Annotated in this window: 19 protein-coding genes; all 19 read right to left on the reverse strand. The window is 28.7% G+C overall.

Features of this window, described 5'->3' with window-relative positions; genetic code table 11:
• Nucleotides 1-510 (reverse strand): S-layer homology domain-containing protein (locus HMPREF9629_RS09885; RefSeq protein WP_009526260.1); only part of this gene is annotated, 510 nt, incomplete at its 3' end.
• A gap of 708 nt (nucleotides 511-1,218) precedes the next feature.
• Nucleotides 1,219-1,776 carry a hypothetical protein gene (locus tag HMPREF9629_RS09890; protein WP_009526261.1) on the reverse strand — a complete coding sequence of 186 codons (558 nt, stop codon included), beginning with the start codon at nucleotides 1,774-1,776 and terminating at the stop codon, nucleotides 1,219-1,221.
• Between the two features lie 2 nt (nucleotides 1,777-1,778).
• Nucleotides 1,779-2,765 (reverse strand): flotillin-like protein FloA, encoded by a 987-nt coding sequence (gene floA, locus HMPREF9629_RS09895; RefSeq protein ID WP_009526262.1) that lies wholly within the window; start codon nucleotides 2,763-2,765, stop codon nucleotides 1,779-1,781.
• A 409-nt stretch (nucleotides 2,766-3,174) separates the two neighbouring features.
• Nucleotides 3,175-3,645 carry an NfeD family protein gene (locus HMPREF9629_RS09900; protein ID WP_009526263.1) on the reverse strand — a complete coding sequence of 157 codons (471 nt, stop codon included), beginning with the start codon at nucleotides 3,643-3,645 and terminating at the stop codon, nucleotides 3,175-3,177.
• Between the two features lie 249 nt (nucleotides 3,646-3,894).
• Nucleotides 3,895-4,482: a hypothetical protein gene (locus HMPREF9629_RS09905; protein WP_009526264.1), complete on the reverse strand. Its 588-nt coding sequence runs from the start codon at nucleotides 4,480-4,482 to the stop codon at nucleotides 3,895-3,897.
• 171 nt (nucleotides 4,483-4,653) lie between these two features.
• Nucleotides 4,654-5,223, reverse strand: a complete 570-nt coding sequence (locus tag HMPREF9629_RS09910; protein ID WP_009526265.1) for a DUF4342 domain-containing protein — start codon at nucleotides 5,221-5,223, stop codon at nucleotides 4,654-4,656.
• Complete coding sequence (gene recO, locus HMPREF9629_RS09915; RefSeq protein WP_009526266.1) at nucleotides 5,201-5,977, reverse strand: DNA repair protein RecO; 777 nt, start codon at nucleotides 5,975-5,977, stop codon at nucleotides 5,201-5,203. Before recO ends, HMPREF9629_RS09910 begins: the two co-directional genes overlap by 23 nt.
• Nucleotides 5,978-6,047: 70 nt before the next feature.
• Entirely contained in the window at nucleotides 6,048-7,169 is a 1,122-nt protein-coding gene (tgt, locus tag HMPREF9629_RS09920; protein ID WP_009526267.1) for a tRNA guanosine(34) transglycosylase Tgt, read from the reverse strand.
• A gap of 250 nt (nucleotides 7,170-7,419) precedes the next feature.
• The gene (gene queA / locus HMPREF9629_RS09925; protein ID WP_009526268.1) at nucleotides 7,420-8,445 is read right to left on the reverse strand and encodes a tRNA preQ1(34) S-adenosylmethionine ribosyltransferase-isomerase QueA; all 1,026 of its coding nucleotides are present in this window, start codon (nucleotides 8,443-8,445) and stop codon (nucleotides 7,420-7,422) included.
• 23 nt (nucleotides 8,446-8,468) lie between these two features.
• A complete protein-coding gene (locus HMPREF9629_RS09930; protein WP_009526269.1) occupies nucleotides 8,469-9,941 on the reverse strand; it encodes a SpoIID/LytB domain-containing protein in 1,473 nt (490 codons plus the stop codon).
• Between the two features lies 1 nt (nucleotide 9,942).
• A complete protein-coding gene (gene ruvB, locus HMPREF9629_RS09935; protein WP_009526270.1) occupies nucleotides 9,943-10,953 on the reverse strand; it encodes a Holliday junction branch migration DNA helicase RuvB in 1,011 nt (336 codons plus the stop codon).
• Between the two features lie 167 nt (nucleotides 10,954-11,120).
• The gene (gene ruvA, locus HMPREF9629_RS09940) at nucleotides 11,121-11,729 is read right to left on the reverse strand and encodes a Holliday junction branch migration protein RuvA (RefSeq protein ID WP_009526271.1); all 609 of its coding nucleotides are present in this window, start codon (nucleotides 11,727-11,729) and stop codon (nucleotides 11,121-11,123) included.
• A gap of 455 nt (nucleotides 11,730-12,184) precedes the next feature.
• Complete coding sequence (ruvC, locus tag HMPREF9629_RS09945; protein ID WP_009526272.1) at nucleotides 12,185-12,676, reverse strand: crossover junction endodeoxyribonuclease RuvC; 492 nt, start codon at nucleotides 12,674-12,676, stop codon at nucleotides 12,185-12,187.
• Nucleotides 12,673-13,761 carry a pyridoxal phosphate-dependent aminotransferase gene (locus HMPREF9629_RS11830; protein ID WP_009526273.1) on the reverse strand — a complete coding sequence of 363 codons (1,089 nt, stop codon included), beginning with the start codon at nucleotides 13,759-13,761 and terminating at the stop codon, nucleotides 12,673-12,675. The genes ruvC and HMPREF9629_RS11830 overlap by 4 nt, the downstream gene beginning before the upstream one ends.
• Before the next feature lie 3 nt (nucleotides 13,762-13,764).
• Nucleotides 13,765-14,532: a precorrin-6A reductase gene (gene cobK / locus HMPREF9629_RS11835; protein ID WP_009526274.1), complete on the reverse strand. Its 768-nt coding sequence runs from the start codon at nucleotides 14,530-14,532 to the stop codon at nucleotides 13,765-13,767.
• 47 nt (nucleotides 14,533-14,579) lie between these two features.
• Nucleotides 14,580-15,320 carry a precorrin-3B C(17)-methyltransferase gene (gene cobJ, locus HMPREF9629_RS09960; RefSeq protein WP_009526275.1) on the reverse strand — a complete coding sequence of 247 codons (741 nt, stop codon included), beginning with the start codon at nucleotides 15,318-15,320 and terminating at the stop codon, nucleotides 14,580-14,582.
• Nucleotides 15,321-15,536: 216 nt separating this feature from the next.
• A complete protein-coding gene (locus HMPREF9629_RS09965; RefSeq protein ID WP_009526276.1) occupies nucleotides 15,537-16,928 on the reverse strand; it encodes an RsmB/NOP family class I SAM-dependent RNA methyltransferase in 1,392 nt (463 codons plus the stop codon).
• A gap of 4 nt (nucleotides 16,929-16,932) precedes the next feature.
• Complete coding sequence (locus HMPREF9629_RS09970) at nucleotides 16,933-17,499, reverse strand: tRNA (mnm(5)s(2)U34)-methyltransferase (RefSeq protein WP_009526277.1); 567 nt, start codon at nucleotides 17,497-17,499, stop codon at nucleotides 16,933-16,935.
• Nucleotides 17,500-17,687: 188 nt separating this feature from the next.
• Nucleotides 17,688-21,266 carry a DNA-directed RNA polymerase subunit beta' gene (gene rpoC, locus HMPREF9629_RS09975; protein WP_009526278.1) on the reverse strand — a complete coding sequence of 1,193 codons (3,579 nt, stop codon included), beginning with the start codon at nucleotides 21,264-21,266 and terminating at the stop codon, nucleotides 17,688-17,690.
• Nucleotides 21,267-21,524: the final 258 nt, after the last annotated feature.

The raw sequence follows: 21,524 nt of genomic DNA on the forward strand, positions 1-21,524 counted from the left end.
TCCGTTTGATATCATGTTTTCTACTGATTGTTTTGCCCAACTTGATGTTTTTTCTATGTCTTTTATTTGATTTTTGTCTATTTGGCTTTTGCTTTTTGTGTTTGCTATTTTGTTTATTATTGTCATTACTTCTTGTCTTGTTATGTTGCTGCCTGGTGATATTGTATCTTTGCTTGTTCCGTTTATATATCCTTGTTCTATTGCTGTCATTATTTGGCTGTAGTACCAATCTGTTTGTTTTATGTCTTTGTATGTTTTTATTTTGTCTCCTGTTTTGTTGTATCCTAATGCTTTGTTTATCAATGTTATGAATTCTGCTCTTGTTATGTTGTTGTCAGGGTTTATGTTCCCGTTTTTATCTCCTTTTAGGAATCCTTCTTGTTGCCATTTTGTTATTGTTTGTTTTGCCCAGTGGTTTTCTATGTCGCCTTGTGCTTGTGATAACGGTACGTTTATACTCGTGAGCGTCATTATCAGTGATAGCACAAGTGCTATTTTTTTTCTCTTCATTTATCTTCCCTTTCTTTTTAATTTTATTATTTAGAACTTTATAAAAAATAGTGCTAAAAAACGAAAAAACATATAAATAAAATTGATACTAAATTAGAGCAGTTTTCATGGATTACTCTTTAGAAAAATCCACACAACATTATCCAAATATAATTTATAATATAAGATTCCATTATTACTTTAATATGAATAAATTTTTTACATTTTAAAAAATTTTCATAGTTTTTTAGGATTTAAAATCTACAATAATCACTATAGTAATCGGTAATAATTTTAATCTACTTATACTTAATTATATGTGAAGAAATTATTCTAATAAAAACTTAGCATTAGATATTGAAAACATTTTTGATAAATCAATAAATTATTTTACTGACTTCATAAAACAATCTGATAAACTACATTAAATACAATATCGCCTATTATCTGTTGACAATATATATTAACATAAAATGAATAAAATATCAATTGCTTATGTAAATTTTTTTCACAAAAAATATCTGTTAGAGTTTACCCCAACAGATATCATATAGGCTTTAATTAGATAAATACTATAATAATAAAATTCCCTCTTAATATTCACAAATATTATTCCATAAAAAATAGATATTAATTAAAATCACATTTGTAATGTAAAATTATTTAAATATTATTCAATTATCTATTGGAACAATCATCATAAATTTAAAGAGGGAATAATTTTATCAATTATCTTAAAGATAAAGGTTTTTGCAATATTTCACTATATATTATTGCTCTTTCCAAGTCAAAATCAAATTCTTCTTCAATACATTCTTTAGAATAGTCATAATGTTCATATTCAAAAATTTCTTTAATGTTTTCAGCATATTTTTTTACTTTTTTATCATCTTTGTCATAATTATAAATAATATCATCTATTTTTTTGATTATCTCTTGTTGTGATTTATTTATATTTCTTTGTGTTTTTTTATTTTCTAATTTAGCATTTTTTTGTTTATTACTGAAATTCTTTTTATCTTTAGTGTAATTTGATAAAAACTCGGCATATTCTTTTGCTTCTTCTTTCTTACTATTAAAAATACTTTCTACATATTTTATAGTATTTTGCTGTGAATTTTTTCTATTTACATATTCGCCTTGTCTATTATTTTTAATATCTTTTTTGTGTTTGATTTTTTTAGAATCTTTTCTATTTTTTTTCTTAAATGAGGCTATAACACTTAATAATGTAATAACTGAAATTGCTATATTCAGTATAACACTGATTTTAATTGAAGCGTTCATGACTATTTATCCTCTTTTTTTAATGTCGTATGAGAAGACTGTGATATAGATTCTCTCATAGATGTATCTGCCATAATATTTTTCATATTATAGTAATCCATAACTCCTAACTTACCGTTTTCAAATGCTTGTGCTATTGCAAGAGGTACTTTTGATTCTGATTCTACGACTTTTGCTTTCATTTCTACAACTTTCGCTTTCATTTCCTGTTCTTGTGCAATAGCCATAGCTCTTCTTTCTTCCGCTTTTGCCTGCGCAATTTTCTTATCCGCTTCAGCCTGATCTGTCTGTAGTTGTGCACCTATATTTCTACCTACGTCTACGTCTGCTATATCTATTGACAATATCTCAAATGCAGTTCCTGAATCAAGTCCTTTTTCAAGTACTGTTTTTGAAATTTTATCCGGATTTTCCAAAACTTCTTTATGTGTTATGGAACTACCTACTGTTGTTACAACACCTTCTCCGACTCTTGCTATAATTGTTTCTTCTCCTGCACCGCCGACAAGTCTTTCAATATTTGCACGTACTGTAACTCTTGCTTTTACTTTTACTTCTATACCGTCTTTTGCTACTGCTGATATTATTGGTGTTTCTATAACTTTCGGGTTAACTGATACTTGTACGGCCTCAAGTACATCTCTACCTGCAAGGTCTATTGCCGCCGCTTGTTCAAATTCCAAATCTATATTTGCTCTTTGTGCCGCTATAAGTGCATCTACAACTCCATTTACATCTCCACCCGCAAGATAGTGCGCTTCAAGTTTATCTATTGATAATTTTAAACCTGCTTTTGTGGCTTTTATCATAGGATCTACTATCCTTGACGGTCTTACTCTACGAAATCTCATACCTATAAGTGTCATTATAGATACATTAACTCCTGAAAACATTGCTGTTATCCATAGTCCTATTGGAAACATATTTAAAAACATAACTATTACTATAAGTGCGATAACAGCAAATATAACTGATATAATATTAGGCATATACCTTCCTCCTCAATTTTTTTATTTTAATAAAATTACCGACTTAAAAATTAAAGTATCTATATTTTTATGCTAAAAATAATAGAATAATTTATCTTCTTCTGTTAGGGTTTATTTGTTAATATTAAAAAGCTTTAAAAAACCATATATAACATAAAATAATGTACATAGAAATTATAATATAGAAATCAAAACTATATGGTATTTCAAACGGAAACATAGTATAAGTAAAATTATGTATACTCAAAGTAAAAAAATTATATATATTTTATTCATTAATTAAATAACTATTAGTATTAAATTAAAAATATCTATATTTAATTAGGTAATAGTATTAATTACCTGCTGATTAAATATATTATTATTCCTATTACGATTAAAATTAAAATTATAAATAGCGAGGATACCATTATTCTCCCTCCAATTTTTTTACAATCAGTATATATCCTTTATTTCCAACAACTTTTACTTTCTCATTTTTCTCTATAAATTCACCTTCGCTCATAGCATCATATACATTGTCATCTTTTTTTACTTTTCCTGACGGTCTTAAAAAAGTATCTACTATCATCACTTCTCCAAGGTGTTTATTATTGTCTTTTGATGATAGAAAACCTTCTTCGTTGTTCAAATTTGTCTTTAAAAACAATGTCTTATACAAACTCCCCTTAGGAATTTTTTTTGCTATTAATGCAAAAATGATAGCAAATATTCCAACAACCACAGCTATTATTGCAATCGCATAATATATGTTAGGAGATACAAAGACTATACCGACTATAAATGCCAAAATACCTGATACTCCAAACACTCCAAACCCAGGTATAAAAGCTTCAATGAGCATTAATGCAACTCCTAAAAATAATAATTTTTCTCCCACTAAAATGCACCCCCCTACAATAAAGTCTATAATTAATATACTGCATTTTATTAATCTATATTAAGAATGATATAAAAATATTTTTTTATAAAAATTTTAAGTCAAAAATTAACAAATATAATAAATTTATTATAAGTTTGCTGAATATGCTGTAAATCATTTTATTTAACAAATTTACTATATATTTTTGATTCCATTTTTAAGCTAATTTAATATATAATGAGAAATATAGATAAATATTTAAAATAACTATTTCAAAGAATAATTAATGAGTCTAAAATTACTTTCATTTTGATTTGATTTTTCTATTTGTAATGAAAGCATTTGGTTTTCAGGTATTTTTTCCAATTCTTCTGCTTGCTCTTCTGATATTTCCAATCTGAATGAATTTGAATTATAACTGAATTCAGCTATATTTAAATCTCCAAGTCCTATATATATCCCCATTACTTCTGCTTTGTCCTGTTTTTTTAGAGAGATTATTTTATTATCTTCTACCTCTAATTTTAAAAGAGTTGTTTTATCAAACTCATCTTTTGTTTCTTTAGATATGTAATCACTTAAATCTTTTTCGGATATAGTTTTATCAAAAATTAAACTTGAGTTATCATAAAAATATAGTGCTGTTATTTCTCTTTTTTCAGACACTTTATCTGTTTTTACAGTATTATTGTTTATTTCTTTGTCTTTATTTTCTGTTTCTTTTTCATCCTTATTTTCTTTATCGTTTTGAGTCTGACTTGTAGTTTGATTGTTATGCTCTTTTTCTTGCGAATTATTACAGCCTACTGATGACACTAATACTATAAGCATTATCATTGCAAGTATTTTTTTCATTATATACCTCCATCTATTTTTGTATAAATGCAAAAAAAATATAAGTAATAGCTTAGCTACTACTTATATAATATCATAAATTGCTTAATTTTTTATTAAATATTTGTTACTTAATGTAAAAATTAACAATATCTTATTTTAATTTTAAGTCAATATCAATAATTACAAAAATTATTTTTCTTCATCTTCTTTATTATCTTCAGTTCCTTTGTCAGCTTCGTTTATAACTTCATTAGTTATGTCTATTAAATCGTCTTTTTCTTCATTTTTCTTGCTTATATCAACTTTATTTTTAAGTTCCAACAATCTTCTTTGTGTTTCTTCATTTACATCTATTTCGCTACCGTCATCATTTATGACTTTTATTCTGAAATTGCCTATATACATTCCGGTTCCTATCACTGCTACTACAGGTATAAGTAATGTTCCTAAAAACAATGACAACACTCCTGCAGACAGAGCTATATTTACAGGTACTTCAAGAACTTTTTTAGCATCTTTTTCGATTATTATTTTTGTGACATTGCCTTTTTGGATTAAATCTTTCAGAGTTTCTATAACTTCATCTTTTTTGAGCATAAAACTGTCTGACACTGATTTTGAAAATCTTGCACTGCTTTGCTCTATATATATTATAGCTTCTACTACATCTCCCTCGGCTTTTTCAAGAGCTTCTTTTGCTTGTGCATATGATACACCTGTTCTTTCTACAATCTGATCAATTTTTTCTAATGTTATCATTGATTTTTTCCTCCTCTTTTACTATTAAATATGAATTTATATTCAAATTTCCAAAATGAGAACACATATATACTTGTATGAACTTATCTAATTGTTCCAACAAAATATCTGCTATTTTCACATTTAGACTTTTATCTATATCGTTATTATACACATATTTTATGAATCTAATCAGGTTTTTATCAAGTCTGTAAACATTAAGTTTATTATTTTTAACGCAATTTTCACAAACTATACTTCCCTGATATATGTCTATATATTTCAAAATATCTGTATCAGTTGAATTACAAATGTTACAATTACTTAGATTAGGTGTTATACCTAAACTTTTAAGCAGTTGCAACTCAAAAATTAGCCTTAACAGTTTTAAATTGCACTTTCCTTTTTCTATATGCTCAAAGACTTCTATTATCATTGAAAATAATCTTGTATCCGTTTGATTTTCTTGTTGAGTTTTTTCTATAAGTTCACATATATAACTTGCAAAATAGTACTTTGACAAATCTTCCGAAAATTTGTAATAGCTCTTTTTTATTTTTGAGTTAAAAAGTTTAGTTCCACTTTCTCTTAAATCTATTTCCATATCTACATATCCAAATAGCTGAGTACCTGAAAGTAACGGACTTTTTATCCTTTTTGACGAACGTGCAAACATATTTACTTTGCCAAACTTTTTAGTAAATACTGTTATTATCTCATCATATTCTTTATATTTTTGAGTTTTTAATATTACAGCTTCAGTTTCTACATTCATAAATTCTCCGGTAGATTTGTTTACAGAAAAATAATATCATAATATTATTAAAATTATCTTAATAAATAATCTATATTTTATAATATTTAGCGAAAAAATCTTTTTTATATTGCAAGAGTCTATCTTCTTTTATAGCTGTTCTTATATTTTTCATAAGATTGATTAAAAAATATAGATTGTGATATGTTATAAGCCTTGCACCAAGTATTTCATTTGCTTTTATAAGATGCCTTATATACGCTCTTGAATAATTGCGACATACATGGCAATCACATTCTTCATCTAATGGTGTAAAATCTTCTTGATATGTTGCATTTCTAACAACCACTTTTCCATTTGAAGTCATAGCTGTGCCGTTTCTTGCAATCCTTGTAGGAAGTACACAGTCAAACATATCTATACCTCTTATAACTCCTTCAAACAAATCGTCAGGACTTCCTACTCCCATTAAATATCTCGGCTTTTCTTTGGGAATTAAATCTACTGTATAATCCAATACTTCATACATTAACGGCTTAGGCTCTCCTACAGATAACCCTCCTATCGAATACCCCAAAAAGTCCATTTCAACAAGTTCATTTGCAGATTCATATCTCAAATCTTGATACATTCCACCTTGTATTATACCAAACAATGCTTGAGTTTCCGGATTTTTATTGGCTATTTGTCCTCTTTTTGCCCATCTTGATGTACGTTTATAAGAGTCTTTTATATACTCATAGCTTGCAGGATATGGTGCACATTCGTCAAATGACATCATTATATCAGAGCCGAGATTGTTTTGTACAGCTATAGACTCTTCCGGTCCCATAAAATGCTTTGAACCGTCTAAATGTGAACGAAAATATACTCCTTCTTCCTTTATTTTTCTCAAATCTCCAAGTGAAAATACTTGAAAACCGCCACTATCAGTAAGTATTGATCTGTCCCAATTCATAAATTTATGCAAACCGCCGGCTTTTTTCACAATCAAATCACTTGGTCTTAAATATAAATGATAAGTATTGGATAATATTATTTGTGCATTTATTTCTTTCAATTCATCTACTGACATTGATTTTACTGTAGCATTTGTGCCTACAGGCATAAATATCGGCGTTTCAAACTCATTGTGTAATGTTTTTAATTTTCCATATCTCGCTTTGCTGTGAGTACAATTTTTTATAACTTCAAATTCTAAAGGTTTTTGCATTTTAAGCCTTTCTAATCATTTTATACTAATATTTATAAGATTAATTTATACAAATAATATTTATGTGTTTTTCTTATACTATTATCTATTTTAAATTACAATCTGAAAGTAATTTGGTTTATCTTATACTATTGCCAATTTGAAATGCCATACAATTTTGATTTCTATATAATATATTTTTATGTGAATATTTATTGCATTATTTCATATTATATATGGCTTTTTAAAAGATTTTTAGTATTAATATCTTTTATTGTATAAACATAGCGTCTCCAAAACTGAAAAATCTATATTTTTCTTTTACAGCCTCCGCATATGCTCTAAATACATTGTCTTTTCCTGCAAATGCACTTATCATCATTATTAAAGTTGACTTTGGTAAATGAAAGTTCGTTATTACAGAGTCTACAAACTTAAAATCATATGGAGGATATATAAATATATTAGTATCATCTTGAGTTTTTTCTATATATCCATAACCATTTGCTGAGGATTCTAAAGTTCTAACTGTTGTTGTGCCTACTGCTATTATTCTCTTACCAGATTTTTTTGCATCATTAAGTCTGTTTTTTGTTTCTTCAGTTATATTATAGTATTCGCTGTGCATCTGATGTTCTTTCAAATTATCGCTTTTTACAGGTCTAAATGTCCCAAGCCCCACATGTAAGGTAATATATTCTACTTGAACACCTTTATTTTTCAAACTCTCTATAAGATCTTTTGTAAAATGTAGTCCCGCTGTAGGTGCGGCTGATGAACCGTTTATCTTGGAATACACTGTTTGATATCTTTCTTTATCGCTCAATTTTTCTTTAATATATGGTGGCAGAGGCATAAATCCGTATTTTGAAATTATATCTTCAAAAACACCATTATATGAAAATTCTACTATCCTTATTCCCTCATCATACTCTTGCAATACATCGGCAATCATATCACCATTGCCAAAATATATCTGAGTGCCTATTTTTACTCTTTTTGCAGGTTTTACCAATATCTGCCACTTGTTAAGTTCTATTCTTTTTAATAACAATATTTCTATATTTGCATTTGTATCTTTTTTCTTTCCAAACAGTCTTGCCGGCAGAACTCTTGTATTGTTAAATACAAACACATCATCTTTTCCCACATAATCTATTATATTTTTAAATGTCTTATGCTGTATATTACCTGTATTTCTATCCAACACCATAAGCCTTGATGCACTTCTATCCTCAAGAGGGACTTGAGCAATCAACTCTTCAGGCAAATCATAATAAAAATCATTCGTTTTCAATTAAAATTCTTCCTTTTGTATATTTATTTAATTTGTTCCAGTTTTACACCCGGATAATAAAACTCCAATATTTGTGTATAATTATAACCTTTATCCGCCATAGACTTTGCTCCGTATTGGCTCATTCCTATACCGTGACCATAACCGCTACCGGAAAAATTATACGTTCCTGATGAATTTGTCATAGCAAATTTTAGACTTTTTAATTTTGAGCTTCCAAATAATCCTCTTATCTCGTCTTTTTTTAGAGTTTGACTTGAAATACTTCCGTTAAAAGTCATCTTTATCACATAGCCCTGAGAAGTTATATCATCTATTGTAACGTTTTGCAATGTTCCTATATATTTACCTCTTTTTTTGAAGATATTTTCTATTTCTGATGATGTAACAGAAAAACTCCAATTATCATATGGATTACCTATTGAATATGGATCATCTTGTGCTATGAGATAAGGTATTTTACTGAGCCATATATTTTGACTGCTTTCAGTTTTTCCACCTGAGCTTGCATTATATATCAGTTCTGCAATTTTACCTTCATAATAGCCTACAATTCCTTTTGTTTCGTTTACCGCTTTTGTAGTATTGTCAGTTTCTGCCGAAAATCCTCCATACGCTTGACTTCTTGTATCATCTGTAAGATTAAAGCCATATTTTGAAAACTTGTTATAGTTGCTGTATGCAAAACTTCTTGCCGCTATAGCCTGTGCTTTTAATGCCTCTAAATTCCAAGAAGATACCATTTCTTTTGAAACAACTCCTAACAAATAGTCTTCTACATAAAGATAATTTATAACTGCAAGCATTGAATTATTGTTTATAAATTTTAATCCGCCTCTATATTTCTTGTCAAAAACTTCTATCGGAGACAAATCATTTGAAATAAAATAAATATCACTTTTTGCAGGTATTGTTATTATTAGATTATTTTTTGAATCATAAATACCTATAGCATCTTTTATTTGAGTTGTATACTTATTATCTAAACTTGCATTTTTAAACTTATCCATGCTTTCCGCAAACATAAAATCAGAAGAACTCTCTGTATCTGAATTTTCATCTACATATACAAATTGCAGAGGTTTTGCCGTAAATATTTTATCTGTGCTAATTACCTTTGTGCTTGCATCATTTGAAATTGACAATCCATTTGATTTAAATTTTAATTCTTTTACACTTGTCTTGTCAAATTTAAGTCCTATAGCTATTTTTTTTGAACTTAATTGTATATCCTTAGTATCTTTTACTTGAACATCATTTACTTGAATATCTTTTAATTGAATGTCATTTGCTTGTATATCTTTTGCCTTGATATTTTTCAGTTTTACATCTTTCATTTCATTTGACTGCAAACTTCTATCAAAAATCGGTGATTCTTTCACTTGAACCTCTTGATCAAAAATCAGCAAATCTTCTGCATAAACATAATTGATATTAAAGATTGCAAACGCAAAAAACATTACTTCCATAATAAAAAATAACTTTAAACTTTTCATATTATTTTCCTCTTTTAGATATTTTGAAGTGTTCATAAACTTTCTCTGAAACCATTCTTCCTCTCGGTGTTCTTATCAAAAAGCCATTTTGTATCAAAAACGGCTCACATACATCTTCTATTGTTTCCTTATCTTCTCCTACTGATGCAGATATAGTATCAATACCTACAGGTCCTCCGTCAAAATTTTGTATCATAGCTTTTAATATCCTTGTATCCATTGTATCAAGTCCCAATGAATCTATACCGAGCATATGAAGTGCCTCATCTGCTATTTGCGTTGTTATTACACCATCTCCTAATACTTGTGCATAATCCCTTACTCTTTTTAAGAGCCTGTTAGCTATTCTTGGAGTACCTCTTGAACGTTTGGCAATCTCAATGCCGGCATCTTTTTTTATAGGTATATTTAATATATTTGCTGAACGAAGTATTATTTTCAGCAAATCTTCAGTGTCATAAAGTTCAAGATTAAGTATTACTCCAAATCTGTCTCTAAGAGGAGATGTGAGCATACCTGATCTTGTTGTTGCACCTATTAGCGTAAATTTCGGTATATCAAGCCTTATAGAACGTGCTGACGGTCCTTTACCTATTATTATATCTATACAATAATCCTCCATCGCAGGATATAGCACTTCTTCAACAGAACGATTTACTCTATGTATCTCGTCTATAAAAAGTACATCTCCTTGCTGAAGGTTTGTGAGCAGTGCTGCAAGATCTCCTGCTCTTTCTATCGCCGGTCCTGACGTTATTTTTATATTTGAATTCATCTCGTTTGCTATTATATGTGATAGTGTAGTTTTACCAAGCCCCGGTGGTCCATATAACAAGACATGATCGAGTGATTCACTTCTTGACTTTGCCGCTTTTATAAATATATCAAGCTGATTTACCACTTTTTTTTGCCCAATATATTCGCCTAAAGTCTTCGGTCTTAAATCAAGCTCATTTTCATCTTCTTTTTTATAAGACGAATTTATTATTCTGTCATCTATGTTTTCTATCATACATCACCTCTTGTTACAAGCTAATATCTTTATAATAACTCATTTCACAACTTAATTCAGCTTGTTTAACACCAAAAAATTTATTATATTTTTTCTTGTCACAATTATCTATTTTTATTATAAATTTTTAATATTGAATTTTTTAAAGGCTGAAGAGTAAATTTAGTTTATTTTTTCAATAAAGAAAGCGCTGTTTTTATTATATCCTGAACATCTTCACTCTGTTTTATATCATAAGCCTTTTGAACAGCATTTTGTGATTCTTTAGCTGTAAAGCCCAACATCATCAAAGCCTCTGCCGCTTCATCTGTAACAGAATTATCAATAGATGAAACAGGGTTATTGGGTTTTAATACTACATCGTCTGTATTTACAAACATATCTATCTTGTCTTTAAGCTCTAATATCAACCTTTCAGCAGTTTTTTTACCAAGGCCTGATATTTTGCTGAGCGATACTATATCAGATGATTTTATAAACTTAGCTACATCACTCGGTGTATATACAGACAGTATAGAAAGCGCAGTCTTAGCACCTATTTTTGAAATACTGATTAATAGCTCAAACATATCTCTTTCCGTTATAGAACTGAAACCTATAAGAGATATAGCATCTTCTTTAACTACAAGATGTGTATATATGATATTTATTTGATCCAGATTAAGCTCATATGACGTATTTTGTGAAACAAGCAGCTTGTATCCTATATTATTGCATTCCGCAACAACATATCCGAGTCCTTTTTGCATAACCTTTCCGTTTATATAATCAAGCATAAATACTCCCAAATCTTTCTTTTAAATAACAAAATCACTGATAAAACATTATAATATATTTAACAAAAAAAGCAACAACAAAATAATGTGTAATAATCTTGTTGTTTTAGTAATTATAACATTATTATGAATATTTTTAAACAATAAATGACATTAAAAAACATAAATGTAATAAAACAATGTATAATATTAAATACTATTTAAATTATAATACGCTCAAATATATTAAAAAATACCTATATTTAGTCAAATAATAGTATGATACTAAAGCTCTATAGAAAGATAGTGTTTTGTAAATTTAATAAAATACAACATTATTTACAGATTTATTAATATAAATTATCTACTATTCTATTAGATAACAGCATAAAACTGTATAATATAAAAAAATAGACTGTGAGAAATACAAGAAAATTTTGTAAATTTTTACAGTCTATTTTTTATAAATCAACTAATTATGCTCTGAAAATATCACTGTGATTAGAGCTATGGCAGTGACATATTGCAAGCGCCAAACCGTCTGCAACATCATCAGGTTTTGGTATTTCAGGCAAATTAAGTATGATTTTCACCATTTCCTGAATCTGTTTTTTTACTGCTCTACCGTATCCTACAACACCTTGTTTTACTTGCAATGGAGTGTATTCAAATATAGGTATTCCTTTATTTGAACATGCTACCATTATGACACCTCTTGCATGCGCTACATCTATGGCTGTCTTTACATTTTTGTTAAAAAACAACTCTTCTACAGCAAGGGCATCTATATCATACTTAGCAAGCAGTGTATTTATATCATCATATATAGATTTTATTCTGCTTGACAAATTTATTTTTGCAGGTGTAGTTATAGCTCCATAACTTAAAACTTTAAAACTGTTGTTCTTATATTCTATTATTCCATAGCCTACTATAGCTATCCCCGGATCAATTCCTAATATTATCATATTCTACCATTTATAAAATTTTTTATTTGTTTTATTAAATCTTCATTATCATCTTCTTTTAATATACATACCCTAAAATAACGCTCATTAAGTCCATCAAAACTACTGCAATCTCTTATAATTATTTTATTTTGCAAAAGATAATTATAAAGATCACTTGCTTTTGTATCTTTACCTTTTATCTCTACAAGTATAAAATTACCATACGTTTTATAAGGCTTGAAAAAATCTATTTTAGATAATTCTTCAAATATAAAATTCCTTTGCTTTGTTATTCTTTCAAAAGTATTTTTTTGAAAATCAACATCTTCAAACATTTCTTGTCCCATTATATCAGCAAATATGTTTATATCCCAAAGTATATTGTAGTATTTTTCAAAGCTTTCTATCACATTTCTGTTTGATGTAATGGCATATCCCAATCTTATTCCTGGAGATGCAAAAAACTTGCTTGTTCCTCTAATTACAAACAGTTTATCATAAAAATCACATAAACTGTCGCAACTATATATATTGGTGTCCGTAAATTCTATATATGTTTCGTCTATTATAAGAGAGCAGTTTGTACTTTGCAAAATCTGTTTTATTTGTGTATTTGTAAGTATAGTTCCTGTAGGATTATTAGGATTACATATTATAGCTGTATTTATCTCGTTTTTATTTATAAAATCTATAAATTCATCTAAATTTATTTGAAAATTATTTTCTGATTTCAAAAAATACTTTGATATATTTGAATTTATTTTTAAAAGCTCTTTTTCATATTCTGAATAGGCTGGTGACAAAACTAAGGAATTTTTTGGAGAAAGTATTTTTATAAATGAGTTTATAAAACTGCTTGCTCCTGAGCCTAATAGTATATTTTCTGTTTTACATTTACAATAATTTGATATACTGTCTTTCAAATCTTTATATTCAGGATCCGGATAAATAGAAACCTTATCAAGATTGTGTGACAGTTTTTCAATAGCTTTTTTACTTGTACCGAAAGGATTTATATTAGAACTGAAATCTCTGAACTCTTCTATATTACAACCAAGTTTTTGTGAAAGTTCAAAAAGATTAGCTCCATGCTTTGATTTCATATATCATTCATCTCCTAAGATTATGTTTTTTATCATAAAGTCAATATTGTCAAACCTATTTTCATATTTTAATAATGGTCTTTTTATAATTATAACAGATATTTCTGTGTCTATGCAAGATGATACTTTTTCATCAAATCCGCCTTCTTTACCACTTTGCTTTGTTATCATAACATCGGCATTTATATGCTTGATAGTTTCTATATTCATATTTTTTGTAAACGGTCCTTGCATTGCTATTATATTTTTGGATTTATAGCCCTTATTTTCAAGATAAGCTATTTGCTCACTGCGTGGCAATATTCTTATAAATAGCTCATCAAAATTGGCTTTTATATATTTATCTACATCTTTTATACCTGTTGTCAAAAAAACTCTCTTAAAATTAAATTTTTTAGCCAAATTTATTGCATCTGCATGATCATCTGCATAATACATCTTATCATACTTTTGTAAAAACTGTGTATCCGTTCTTTCATATCTGTAATATTTAATACAAAGTTCATCAGATACTTCCATAGCATTTTTAGATACGTCTTTTGCATAAGGATGAGATACATCTACTATTTTATTTATACAATTATTTTGACAAAACTCTATCATTTGCATTTTATCCATTCTGCCTTTTACCAAAAATTGCTTAAATTTTGCAAATTCTTCGTATCCGTAATCAGTAGCTACGCTTACAATTATATCTTTGTTATTGTGCAATAATTCATCACAAACTTTATATGTTTCTACAGTACCGCCTATTACCCATATTCTGCTCATCAATGTTTTTTCCCGTTATTTATAAGATTTATTTTTTATAAAATATTTTATGAGTTCATTTTATCTATATATTTTTTCTCATAGCCTCTTGGAGTTATCATTTTTCCTTTTTTTACATAAGTTGACGAATTTCCTATTATGAGTATAGTGTGCATATCTATATCATCATAATTTATTGACTCTAAAGTACATATATTTACTTCCTGTTCTACATCATATGCTTTTTTTACAACGCCTACTACTGTATCTTTGCTTTTATACCTAAGCATTATATCAACAGATTTTTTCAAATGTTCGCTTCTTTTTTTACTCTTAGGATTGTATATGGCAATAACAAAATCGCCCATACTCGCAAGCTCTATACGCTTAAAAATAAGTTCAAGAGGTGTCATCAAATCGCTTAGAGATATGCTGCAATAATCGTGCATTATGGGGGCTCCTAACAAAGATGATGCAAGTATTGCCGATGTTATTCCCGGAATTACTTTTATTTCTATATCATCCTCCGCCAATTCCATTATTAATCCTGCCATTGCATATATACCACTATCTCCAGAACATATCACGCTCACAGTATTTCCTTCTTTTGCATATTCTATTGCTTTTTTTGAACGTTCTATCTCCTTCATCATAGGACTTTGATATATTTGTTTGTCCTGTATCATATATTGAATCTGGGATATATATTTGTCATATCCTACTATAACATCTGATTTTTTTATCGCATCATAACAGGCAAAGCTCATATTATCTTTATTGCCTGAACCTATACCTACAACATACAGCATACAATACTCCAATTTTTAACATATTAACTCATTAACAACTAAGCATATAAAGTATTTATAAATAACTCTATGTACTTATATTTAGCTTAAAATATCATAATTTTAATAAATATTATTAATTACACTTAAAATATACTCTTAATAAAGTATTTTTTCTAATAACAATCAAATCATTATAATATTACACATCTATCATAGAGTTTTAAACATAAAAATTTACATTATTCTCCAATTTTTGTTGTACATATTTTTCAATTTTGAATTTTTTGCTCTGACAAGCCCTATTGGATAATCTTCAAGACAAACTATATAATCACCGTCTTTTATGCCATCTATTATTAAAGTTTCACCTTTTATATACTTTATAACTCTTTCATCATTTAAGCCGAAATTTATTGTATATTGAAAATCTTTAGATTTTAAATATCTTATAAGTGCACTTGATATAACAAATTCATTATTCTTCAAATCTCCTAAATACAATCCGTTTCTTGCAATTCTAATCTTATATTTAAGTATTTTATCAAAAATTTCAATATATAAAGAATTATTTTGCATAAAAAAATTGCCTTCCAACTTGCAATTCAAAAATTTCTTTTCAAATTCTATATATTCTTTAGGCAGTTTTTTTCTATCTAAATATTTTTTCTTTTCATATTTACTATCTATATAAGATTCCCTCTTTAAATCTGTTTCTTCAAAAATATTTTTTTCAGTTTCTGATTTTTTGCACATTAAACACAAAAAATGCCCTTCTGACTTAGTTTTATGTGGAAAAAATCTTGCGCTTTCTTTTAAAAAATCAAAACTCATCATTCCATTTTTTTTCGGTATACTTATAAGTTCAAACTCACTGTGTTTTGAAAGGAAATTCAAAATGTTTTTTTCATTTTCTTCTGTATTGAAAGTGCAAGTTGAATATAACAACTTTCCACCTACTTTTAACATTAGTGCGGCTTTTTCAAGCAAATCTTTTTGAATTTCAATCGTCTCTTTTCTACTTCTTTCGTAAGATGGTATTAACTTTTTATCTTTTCTGAACATCCCTTCGCCTGAACAAGGTGCATCAAGAAGTATCCTATCAAAGAAACTTGAAAAATTTTTAGATAGATTTTCTTGATTCTCATTTGTTATCATAACATTTCTAAGCCCATGATACTCTATATTTCTTAAAAGAGGCAAAATTCTATTTGTATTTATATCATTTGAAATTAACAAATCTTCATCTGATAATTTTTGTGATATTTGAAATGTTTTTCCTCCGGGAGATGCACACATATCCAATACTTTCATACCTTTTTGCACATCAAGGTAATTTGCAGGTGCCATAGCTGAAGGCTCTTGTATATAATAAGCGCCTGTATGATACATAGGATTTTTTGACATCATATCATCACTATCCGTATAAATACCGCTATCGCTCCAAGGTACGTCTTCGTAATTATTTCCAATTATTTTTTTTAAATCATCTCTTGAAAGCTTTTTTGTGTTCACGCTTACAGCTTTATGATTTTTTTCGTTATAAGAGCTTATAAAATCATCATAATCGTCTTTAAGCAGAAGTTTCATATCTTGTATATAAGCACTTGGTAATTTATAGTCTTTCATATTTTTAATTCAGATTATCTCCTTTTTGAATTATAACTAATTTAGGCGCATTTTCATCTTGATTTATAGGATTTACATGAATTGCTTTAAAATTTCTCGCATCCAATATCCTTACATATTCCAACAGCGTCTTATATTCTCTTGCATTGTCATGTCCTATATAAAACATTATACTTATAAGCCCGTTAGGTTTTAATATCTCAATCGCTTTTTCCATTGCATGAAGTGTAGTATATGGATTTGTTTTTATAACATGGTCTGATTTTGGCAAGTATCCTAAATTAAACATAACCAAATCAGGACTTTCTTTCACATACTTATCCATATATTCATGGGAGTCATTGATAAATTCTATATTCTTATGATATTCATTTTTTATATTTTCTTTGGCAGAAATAATAGCTTTTTCTTGTATATCAAAAGAATATACTTTTACATCTCTTCCAAATGTCTCTATTATCATATTTGTATCATTACCATTTCCAAGTGTCGCATCTACAGCTATTTTTATATCCGATAAGTAACTTTTTATTACAAGTTTTTGAATTTCAATAAGATTATTTATTTTCATACTATCTCCTACTAAAAAGAACCAATCCCCGATAACAAGGATTAGTTCTTTGATTTTAAAAATAAAATTATTTTAACCCTAATTATTCATATAATTTATAACATATAAGCAATAATAAATGTTTATATATTTTTTAAATATTGAAAACTTTTACAACTCACTATATTTTTTGTATGAATAATTCTGCTTTAAAAATCTGATATCATATCTTCCGCATTTACTTCATTTTCATTAATATGTTCTTCTTCATTTATATTATTTTGAAAATTTTCTTGCTCTAAAAACTCTTGAGATGTTCTTTGTTTTTTTCTTCTAAGAACTGAACCTGCCGGTATAAGTTTACCTATTATGACATTTTCTTTAAGTCCTCTCAAATAGTCCTTACTACCTTTTATAGCCGCATCAGTCAATACTTTTGTAGTTTCTTGGAAAGATGCCGCTGATAGGAATGAATCTGTAGACAGAGCCGCTTTTGTTATACCTTGCAGCATTCTTGTATATTTAGCTTCCTCTTTATTTTCTTTTCTCATCTGAGCATTTATTCTCTCAAGCTCTCTTATATCCACTATTCCACCAGGTAAAAGCTCTGTATCTCCAGGCTCTTCTATCTTGGCTTTTTGCATCATTTGACGTACTATTATTTCAATATGTTTGTCGTTTATATCAACCCCTTGTAAACGGTAAACTCTTTGTACTTCTTTTACTATATAGTTTTGAACTCCTTGTATACCATTTACCCTTAGAATATCATGCGGATTTATTGAACCTTGAGTAAGAGGATCTCCTGCATTTACTCTTTGACCGTCTTTAAACTTCAACATTGAACCGTAAGGTATGACATATCTGTATTCATATCCGTTATCATCTGTTATAACAGCTTCTTTTTTCTTGCCGTTTTCTTCGATTTTTGCTATACCTGTAACTTCTGTTATAACTGCAAGACCTTTAGGTTTTCTTGCCTCAAATAACTCTTCAACCCTCGGCAAACCTTGAGTTATATCTCCACCGGCTATACCACCTGTATGGAAGGTTCTCATTGTAAGCTGTGTTCCAGGTTCACCGATAGACTGAGCAGCTATTATACCTACTGACTCACCAATAGGCACCTCACTACCTGTTGCAAGGTTTCTTCCATAACATTTAGCACATATACCTTGTTTTGATTTACAATCCATAGGTGTTCTTATCCAAACTTTTTCTACACCTGTTTTTACTATTTCTTCAGCTATATTTTCTACTATCATTTCTCCGGCAGATACTATAACTGAATTATCTTCAGGATTTAATACATCTTTAAGTGCATATCTTCCGACTATTCTGTCATATAGGTTTTCTATTTCTTCAGTACCGTCTTTAAATGCTGATACTTCTATACCTTCTGTTGAACCACAATCTTCTTCATTTATTATTACATCTTGTGAAACGTCAACAAGTCTTCTTGTAAGATAACCTGAATCGGCAGTTCTAAGCGCGGTATCGGCAAGACCTTTTCTTGCACCGTGTGAAGATGTAAAGTATTCCAAAACTGACAGACCTTCTCTAAAGTTGGATTTAACCGGTATTTCAACTGTCTTACCTGACGCATTTGCCATAAGACCTCTCATACCTGCCAACTGTTTAATTTGATTTTTTGAACCTCTGGCTCCTGATTGTGCCATTATATTTATATTGTTCATAGGTCCAAGATGTTTCATAAGAGCTTCAGTAACTTCATCAGTTGTTTTAGCCCATGCTTCTATTACTTTTTCATATCTTTCTTCATCAGACATTAAACCACGTCTAAAACTCTTTTCATATTTCTCTATAAGTTTTTCTGTGTTTGAGATTAAGTCATATTTCTCATCAGGAATCTCCATATCTGCAACTGATACTGATATTGCCGATTTTGTTGAGAATTTATAACCCATATTCTTTATATTGTCGAGCATCATAGATGTTACTTCATTTCCATGTTTTCTAAAGCATTTATCTATGACTATACCTATTTGTTTCTTATCAAGAACAAAATCTACTTCAAGAGAATATTTATCCACTTCTCTATCAACATACCCTAAATCTTGCGGTATATTTTCATTAAAAATAAATCTTCCAACTGTACTTTCAACTAACTTCCCTTCGTCTTGTGGAGATTTTTTCACTTTTACTTTTACTTTTGCATGAAGACTTACTTCTTTATTTTCATAAGCAAGAATCATTTCATCAAAATCTTTATATACACTACCCTCACCTTTTGCGCCTTCCTCAAATAATGTAAGATAATATGTTCCAAGTATCATATCCTGTGTAGGCGTAGTTATTGGAAGACCATCTTTAGGAGCAAGTATATTATTAGTTGAAAGCATAAGAGTTCTGCATTCATATTGCGATTCTACTGAAAGCGGAACGTGTACAGCCATTTGATCTCCGTCAAAGTCTGCATTGTATGCAGTACAAACAAGCGGATGCAATTTTATTGCTTTTCCGTCTACAAGTACAGGTTCGAATGCTTGTATTCCAAGTCTGTGTAGAGTCGGTGCACGGTTTAACATTACAGGATGACCTTTTATTACATCTTCTAATATAGGCCATACTTCAGGATCAACTTTTTCGACCTTTTTTTTGGCAGCTTTCACATTGTGTGCAAAGTTTCTTTTCACAAGCTCATTCATAACAAAAGGTTTGAAAAGCTCAAGAGCCATCTTTTTAGGCAAACCACATTGATTGAATTTAAGTGTAGGACCAACTACTATAACAGAACGACCTGAGTAATCCACCCTTTTACCAAGCAAGTTTTGACGAAATCTTCCTTGCTTTCCTTTAAGCATATCTGTAAGTGATTTAAGCGGTCTGTTTCCAGGACCTGATACCGGCTTTCCTCTTCTACCGTTATCTATAAGTGCATCTACAGATTCCTGCAACATTCTCTTTTCGTTTCTAACTATAATATCAGGTGCTCCAAGTTCAAGCAATCTTTGCAATCTATTGTTTCTGTTTATAACTCTTCTGTATAAATCATTCAAATCTGAAGTTGCAAATCTTCCTCCGTCAAGCTGAACCATTGGTCTCAAATCAGGAGGTATTACAGGTACAACATCCAATATCATCCAACAAGGATCATTACCTGATTTTCTAAATGATTCTACAACATCTAATCTTCTTATACATTTTACTCTTTTTTGTCCTGTTGCGTCTTTAAATTTTATTTTTAACTCTTGAGATAATTTTTCTAAATCGATTTTTGAAAGCAATATCTTTATTGCTTCTGCTCCCATCATGGCTTTAAAAGAATCATATCCGTATGTGTCTATTGCATCTTTATATTCTTTTTCAGTCAATATTTGCTTTTCTAATAAATTAGTTTCTCCAGGTTCTATAACTATATATGATGCAAAGTATAAAACTTTTTCCAATTCTTTAGGAGAAATATCAAGCAATATTCCCATTCTTGAAGGTACTCCCTTAAAGTACCATATATGAGATACAGGTGCAGCAAGTTTTATATGTCCCATTCTTTCACGTCTGAATTTGGAACTTGTAACTTCAACTCCACATTTGTCGCATATTATCCCTCTGTGTTTTAACTTATCTTTTTTATATTTTCCACAATTACATTCGTAATCTTTTGTAGGTCCGAATATTTTTTCACAAAAAAGTCCATCTTTTTCAGGCTTTAATGTTCTATAATTAATAGTTTCAGGTTTTTTTACCTCACCTTTAGACCACTCTAAAATTTTATCAGGAGATGCAAGTGCAATTTGTATTGATTCAAAATTATTTAATTCAAACAAGGAAGTTCCCCCTTAGTAAAAATCCGTTTTATAAATACTTATTATATTTCATTTTTTATTAAATATAGCATTTATAAAGGTTAGTATTTCGGTTTAAAAATTTCAAAATTTATGTTTTTATAATTTATATGACAGCATAACTTTACAATTTGGAAGTTATACTATCATATAAAAGCTGTGATTATTTAATATTATTTTTAAATGTTATTCATAAAAAACATTATCTCTTGTCAACATTAGTTAATAGTATATATTTTT

It is taken from the genome of Peptoanaerobacter stomatis, assembly GCF_000238115.1.
Classification (GTDB): domain Bacteria; phylum Bacillota; class Clostridia; order Peptostreptococcales; family Filifactoraceae; genus Peptoanaerobacter; species Peptoanaerobacter stomatis.

What these genes read in the sequence shown, in the direction of transcription:
- HMPREF9629_RS09890 (WP_009526261.1), bottom strand. Translation starts at nt 1,776, where the DNA reads ATGAACGCTTCAATTAAAATCAGTGTTATACTGAATATAGCAATTTCA.
- floA (WP_009526262.1), bottom strand. Translation starts at nt 2,765, where the DNA reads ATGCCTAATATTATATCAGTTATATTTGCTGTTATCGCACTTATAGTA.
- HMPREF9629_RS09905 (WP_009526264.1), bottom strand. Translation starts at nt 4,482, where the DNA reads ATGAAAAAAATACTTGCAATGATAATGCTTATAGTATTAGTGTCATCA.
- HMPREF9629_RS09910 (WP_009526265.1), bottom strand. Translation starts at nt 5,223, where the DNA reads ATGATAACATTAGAAAAAATTGATCAGATTGTAGAAAGAACAGGTGTA.
- recO (WP_009526266.1), bottom strand. Translation starts at nt 5,977, where the DNA reads ATGAATGTAGAAACTGAAGCTGTAATATTAAAAACTCAAAAATATAAA.
- tgt (WP_009526267.1), bottom strand. Translation starts at nt 7,169, where the DNA reads ATGCAAAAACCTTTAGAATTTGAAGTTATAAAAAATTGTACTCACAGC.
- HMPREF9629_RS09930 (WP_009526269.1), bottom strand. Translation starts at nt 9,941, where the DNA reads ATGAAAAGTTTAAAGTTATTTTTTATTATGGAAGTAATGTTTTTTGCG.
- ruvB (WP_009526270.1), bottom strand. Translation starts at nt 10,953, where the DNA reads ATGATAGAAAACATAGATGACAGAATAATAAATTCGTCTTATAAAAAA.
- ruvA (WP_009526271.1), bottom strand. Translation starts at nt 11,729, where the DNA reads ATGCTTGATTATATAAACGGAAAGGTTATGCAAAAAGGACTCGGATAT.
- ruvC (WP_009526272.1), bottom strand. Translation starts at nt 12,676, where the DNA reads ATGATAATATTAGGAATTGATCCGGGGATAGCTATAGTAGGCTATGGA.
- HMPREF9629_RS11830 (WP_009526273.1), bottom strand. Translation starts at nt 13,761, where the DNA reads ATGAAATCAAAGCATGGAGCTAATCTTTTTGAACTTTCACAAAAACTT.
- cobK (WP_009526274.1), bottom strand. Translation starts at nt 14,532, where the DNA reads ATGAGCAGAATATGGGTAATAGGCGGTACTGTAGAAACATATAAAGTT.
- cobJ (WP_009526275.1), bottom strand. Translation starts at nt 15,320, where the DNA reads ATGCTGTATGTTGTAGGTATAGGTTCAGGCAATAAAGATAATATGAGC.
- HMPREF9629_RS09965 (WP_009526276.1), bottom strand. Translation starts at nt 16,928, where the DNA reads ATGAAAGACTATAAATTACCAAGTGCTTATATACAAGATATGAAACTT.
- HMPREF9629_RS09970 (WP_009526277.1), bottom strand. Translation starts at nt 17,499, where the DNA reads ATGAAAATAAATAATCTTATTGAAATTCAAAAACTTGTAATAAAAAGT.